This window comes from Streptomyces sp. NPDC033845 (assembly GCF_055576225.1).
Genome location: NZ_JBVIRI010000067.1, coordinates 1 through 3,715 on the forward strand (window position 1 = coordinate 1; position 3,715 = coordinate 3,715).

A 3,715-nucleotide genomic window follows, 5' to 3' on the forward strand; every position below is an offset into this window, starting at 1 on the left:
ACCGCTACGAACGCGACCCCCGCAACTACCTGGCATTTCTCGGCCTGGCCGCTGCCATCTGCTGCTACAAGCGCCTACTCCGCCTCACCACATAGCACACGGTCTAAAGGCAGTAGATATAGCGGCGGCGTAGGCGCCGCGTGGGTGGTACGGGTCTGCCCCAGATCCAGGCCCGTGCCCGCTGGTTGAGCTGGGCGGTGGCAAGGGCTGTGGCCTGGGTGATCTCGTCGGAACTGGCGAAGGACTGGCCGGCCAGGGCGGCCTTGCGGAAGATGCGCCACCAGGTTTCTTGGAGGTTGAGCCAGCAGGCGCCGACGGGTATGAAGACGTGCTTGATCCTGGGGTGGTCTTCGAGCCAGGTCCGGGTGGAGATGCTGTTGTGGGAGGACAGGTTGTCAGTGATCACGTAGATATCGCCGACCGGGTTCGCTTCCTCCAGTGCCAGAAGAAACTGCTGGTAGAAGACATTGTTGCGAGACGAGGCAGTCATCGTGATTTGCTGTCCGTCGACTTCCCGCCGTGGGACCGGGCCTACGCCTTCTTCCTCCGCTGGCGCGACCACCTGCTGGTCAGGGAGTTCTACGACCGGCTGCGCGATCGGGTCCGCCGGAAGGCGGGCCGGGATACGGAGCCGACGGCCAGCGTGATCGACTCGCAGTCCGTCAAGGCCGACGCCGTCGTCGGCTCGGACAGTCGCGTCTTCGACGGCGGCAAGCTGGTCAACGACCGCGAGCGGCACGTCGTGGTCGTCACCCTCGGCCTGCTGCTGGGCGTCATGGTCACCGCGGGGGACATCGGAGACCGCGCCGCCGCAAAGACACTGCTCGCCCAGGTGGCCGGCGTCCAACACCAGTTGGAACTCGTCTGGGCCGACGGCTGCTACACCGGCAGCCTCGTCGAGCACTGCCTGACCGCGTTCGCCCTGGTCCTGGCGATCGTCAAACGCAGCGACGACACGCGCGGCTTCGTGGTGCTGCCCAAGCGGTGGATCGTCGAACGGCTCTTCGCCCACCTGATGCGAAGCCGCCGCCTCGTCCGCGACTTCGAACGATCCACGACCAGCACCGAGACGATGATCATGTGGTCGATGGTCATGATCATGACCCGCCGCCGAGTTGAGACGTGAAGCATCTCGCTCAACCGTCCGGGAGCCTTGCCCGTTACGAGCCCCTGCCCGTCACCCGATCGGTGGCCAACTCGAAGAAGCTCACTCTATGGGCCGGCCCTCAAGGCTGCCCTTATGGGAAGGCTCACAGCTAGTCCTGCAGAGATAATTGCAACCTGCCTGCCATAGCAATCAAGGAGAGAGCATGACTAGCTGGAAGTTCATATGGAAAGAGACGCCTAGCGCACCTATCGTGCTCGAGGTGGCCCTCGATGGCGACGAATTCATCACGCGGTCCAACGTCAAGTCGTTCGAAGGGGGCTACGCCGTTCTGATTGATCACCCCGATGGCAACATTCACCTCAAGACAATCAGCGCTGGCACTCCCGGGATCGGGATAGGGGCAGTACTACTGTACTGCATTGCCGATTTCGCTCCGAGTGCTGTCATTTCGACTGGAACAGTAGCCCTAGATGCGCGAGCGTTCTACAGGCATATGGGCTTCAGCATCAGTGAAGCGGCCACCGAAAAAGCTTCCAAAATGTATGATGAATACTTGGCAAAGGCTGACGGATCTTGTGATTATTCGCGCGAAGAATACGTCGAAAAGATACTGAATGCCGCCGACTGGTTTGTCGAAAAGGATCGCCTTCTGCAGCTGTCCGGTGAGAGTGCCTTCAAGAAATGGCAGCTAGTGAGCCAGGACCACCTGGACGCAATGATGGAAGCGCTGAAGTCGCACGAGTCGTCTGCCCGCAGTCACTATCGTAGCCTGAAGAACAGCCTTGCGGTCGGCCACAGCAGCGAACGTGGGTTGCTACTCGATCATGCCGATGCGGTTCGGCAGCATGTAAGTATGTATCGAGAGCTCCTAGCCATCCTGGAACTTCTCGACCATCGGCAAGATGAAATCGAAACCATGAATTCATCTCTTAGAATCTTCGAGAAGCGCGCAGAAATGGTAATTTCTGCACTGTCGAGCGGGACCTAATAAGTTCAAGGGGGGCGTATCGTAAATGCTCTGCACTCTCCCCTGACCTGTACACGCGCCGCCCTTACAGACGAACTCAGCCACCGGACTTCACTGGACGAAGAGGTCGTCCCCGCCACCCCCACTGATAGACACCAGCTCAGGGCCGGTCTCCCTCCGAGGGGTCCGGCCATGGCTGCTTCTCCCGCCCGCCTCGGGAAAGTCTGTGCCGAACACCGATTCCCGAGGGCCGTCCCACCGGCTTCGACAGCGAGCGATACAAAAGCGCAACACCGTCGAACGAGCCATCAACCGACTCAAGGGCTTTCGCGCCGTCGCCACACGCCATGAGAAACGCGCCTAAATAATGGACGGCCTGACCCGGGCGTAGACGGGGGCGTGTCAGCGATCTTGTGTAAGTCGGTTGGCGTCATTGAATGCTGAGCCGATCCTCGAAAAAGAGTGAGAACTGATTCAGTGCCTCTTTCTAGTGTGCGGCGACGTGGTTCTTGTCGCGCACCTTCGGGTTGATCTGCTCGCGGATCGCGAGATACAGTACCCCAGTGCAAGGGCTCATTCAATTGTATACCTTGACCACTTCGAATGCCACGTTGGAGGCATTGTCGTTCACCGGACGCATTCCGATATTTCCGATTTTTTCCACAGGGACATGAGAGATTTCGCCAGGATGCAGCACTTTCAGCTCCGTTTCCTTCCCTTCTCCCTGGGCATAAAGTCGGAAACTAGAGGGTCCGACGTTTAGAATGTCGACAGATTTGGCGGCCGTCAGGCTGCCTATCTGACTTCCCACGCACCAGGCCGTCTCTCCCGCCCTACCATCTGGGATCGATTCCCTACAATCCTGCCCGACGGCGACCGGCGGCATCACCGCAGCGCCCGAAGAGTTCGATGCGTACCCTGTCCCGCTAGGGATTAGCGAAATGAAGAGACCCGTAGCGATAAAGGCGGTCGTGTACCGATGTGCCGACATAATTCGCCCTCCTGATAGATACGAGACCCACTGATTCCGAGTATCCTCGCCCACCTCAGCCCCGCAACATGGCCTCACCGCGCTGGCTGGGCAGGGCTGATTCGAAGTCGTGGTGATCTTGTGGTGTGCCTGGTCACAGGGGTGTGACAATCGGTTCGGGGGCCGCGACGGATGCAACGAAGCTCCGGTTGAAGACGGGGGGCCTTCCCCCATGAAGGTGGACACGCGGTTATTGATCACGCGGCGAGCGTGAGTTTAGCGTTGTGGTGTCGGCGTTCGTAGGCGTCTGGGCTCAGGTGGCCGTTGGTGGAGTGTCGGCGGCGGGTGTCATAGCGGGTGAGCCCGGCGAAGACGGTGCGGCGGCAGGTGGTGGCGTCGCCGTAATCGTGGGCGCCTTGGAGGGTCTCGCGTTTCAGTGAGGCGTGGAAGCTTTCGCAGGCGGCGTTGTCGGCGCTGGTGCCGATCGCGCCCATCGACCGGGTGACCTTAAGCTGGTCGCAGAGGTCGGCGTAGGCCCTGGATCCGTACTGGGCTCCGTGGTCGGAGTGGAAGACCGCGCCGTCCAGCGAGCCGCGGGTGCGGGCGGCCATCCTCAGGGCGTCGGTGACGAGGTCCGTGCGCATGTGGTCGGCGATGGACCAGCCGACGA

General features: G+C 60.8%; 5 protein-coding genes and 2 pseudogenes. 4 read left to right on the forward strand and 3 right to left on the reverse strand.

Annotation, left to right across the window (positions count from 1 at the left end; genetic code table 11):
- Nucleotides 1–95 (forward strand): annotated as a pseudogene (locus tag ACZ50K_RS37710) (IS5/IS1182 family transposase); the annotation flags it as partial.
- 8 nt (nucleotides 96–103) lie between these two features.
- Here the strand turns inward: ACZ50K_RS37710 and ACZ50K_RS37715 are convergent.
- Nucleotides 104–490 carry a transposase gene (locus ACZ50K_RS37715; RefSeq protein WP_468911977.1) on the reverse strand — a complete coding sequence of 129 codons (387 nt, stop codon included), beginning with the start codon at nucleotides 488–490 and terminating at the stop codon, nucleotides 104–106.
- A 6-nt stretch (nucleotides 491–496) separates the two neighbouring features.
- On the opposite strand from ACZ50K_RS37715, the gene ACZ50K_RS37720 reads away from it, so the two are divergent.
- The 3 genes and pseudogenes from ACZ50K_RS37720 to ACZ50K_RS37730 form a co-directional block, all read left to right on the forward strand.
- Complete coding sequence (locus ACZ50K_RS37720; RefSeq protein ID WP_468911980.1) at nucleotides 497–1,126, forward strand: IS5 family transposase; 630 nt, start codon at nucleotides 497–499, stop codon at nucleotides 1,124–1,126.
- A gap of 184 nt (nucleotides 1,127–1,310) precedes the next feature.
- The gene (locus ACZ50K_RS37725; RefSeq protein WP_468911983.1) at nucleotides 1,311–2,096 is read left to right on the forward strand and encodes a hypothetical protein; all 786 of its coding nucleotides are present in this window, start codon (nucleotides 1,311–1,313) and stop codon (nucleotides 2,094–2,096) included.
- A gap of 227 nt (nucleotides 2,097–2,323) precedes the next feature.
- Nucleotides 2,324–2,439, forward strand: a pseudogene (locus tag ACZ50K_RS37730) (IS5/IS1182 family transposase); the annotation flags it as partial.
- Between the two features lie 213 nt (nucleotides 2,440–2,652).
- Here the strand turns inward: ACZ50K_RS37730 and ACZ50K_RS37735 are convergent.
- Both ACZ50K_RS37735 and ACZ50K_RS37740 read right to left on the reverse strand, forming a co-directional pair.
- A complete protein-coding gene (locus ACZ50K_RS37735) occupies nucleotides 2,653–2,886 on the reverse strand; it encodes a hypothetical protein (RefSeq protein ID WP_468911985.1) in 234 nt (77 codons plus the stop codon).
- Nucleotides 2,887–3,302: 416 nt separating this feature from the next.
- Nucleotides 3,303–3,715: transposase (locus ACZ50K_RS37740; protein WP_468911988.1), on the reverse strand; the 413-nt coding region annotated here is incomplete at its 5' end.

Excerpts from the sequence above, each read along its gene's own strand:
- ACZ50K_RS37715 (WP_468911977.1), bottom strand. The coding sequence starts at position 490 with ATGACTGCCTCGTCTCGCAACAATGTCTTCTACCAGCAGTTTCTTCTG.
- ACZ50K_RS37725 (WP_468911983.1), top strand. The coding sequence starts at position 1,311 with ATGACTAGCTGGAAGTTCATATGGAAAGAGACGCCTAGCGCACCTATC.